The following is a 1,036-nucleotide window of genomic DNA, read 5'->3' as shown; positions in this document are numbered from 1 at the left end:
TGTGTTGTACCGCGAGACTACAAAGATATTCGTATATCGCGTGTGTTGAAATAAGATTAACCAAGGTTTCCTACCACATTGATCTGTTTGTTTTCTGGAATTTCGTTGTAAGACAGCACAGCCAATCCTTGAGTGAAAGTACGCGCATAACGCGCCAGTAGTGGGCGTAATTGCGGCATTACAAGTAGTATTGGCGGTAAGCCTTGCTGCTTAAGTTGTTGTCGAATCAAAGGTAAGTTTTGTTGGAACTGACCAAGAATATTCGGTTCGATTGGGAAACTATCGAGAACCACTGTACCTGAAGCTTGTGCTTGTTGCAGCGACGTCAGTAGCATTTGCTCCAATTCATCCGATAAAGCGTAAACATTGAGCTCAGGTTTTTGCCCTGCAATTAAGTTAACCAGCGTGCGTTTTAGTGCGCAGCGAACATCAGCAGCTAACAAAATCGGGTCTTTCGTGTTTTCTGAAGACTCCAGCATGGTATTCGCAATGGTTCGGATGTCTTTTAGTGGCACCTGATCAAGCAATAGCTGGCGGTACACTTTGAGCTGTTGAGCTGGGTTAAGTGCAGCGGCTAAGGCTTCTGCCAACTTCGGCGCTTGTTGGGTTAAGCGCTGCGTCATCGCTTCTACATCATCGTGTGTAAACAATTCTGCAAGGCTGGTTTTCATGATTTTGCTGATGTGCGTTGCGATCACGGTACCGTCATCCACGACTTGGTAACCCATGTTGAGCGCTTTCGCCTTGTCTTGGTGTTCAATCCAAACCGCAGGAAGTTGGTAAGCAGGATCGCTCCCTAGAATGCCATCGATTTCACCGTAGGTGTCGCCAACGGCAATCGCCATTAAACGCTCTGGTTCGATGAAGCCCTGCTCAATCACTTCGCCATTAAGAGAAATGGTGTATTGGTTCGGTTTTAGGCTTAGGTTATCGCGAATGCGAACTTCGGGTAGAAGAAAACCTACCTGTTCTGAGAGGTTACGACGTACGCCACGAATACGTTGCGAAAGTGGTGCACCTTGATCCTTGTTTACTA

1 protein-coding gene is annotated in these 1,036 nt (G+C 46.7%); it reads right to left on the bottom strand.

The genetic code is table 11. The features are described 5' to 3' along the window. Positions 1 to 56: 56 nt before the first annotated feature. Positions 57 to 1,036, bottom strand: a 980-nt coding sequence (locus tag R8269_RS26250; protein ID WP_318223041.1) for an FHIPEP family type III secretion protein, incomplete at its 5' end; no start/stop codon positions are given.

The sequence above is a fragment of the Vibrio sp. Vb0667 genome (assembly GCF_033391095.1).
The sequence above is the reverse complement of the archived record's forward strand: the minus strand, read 5'-3'. Positions and strand labels throughout refer to the sequence as shown.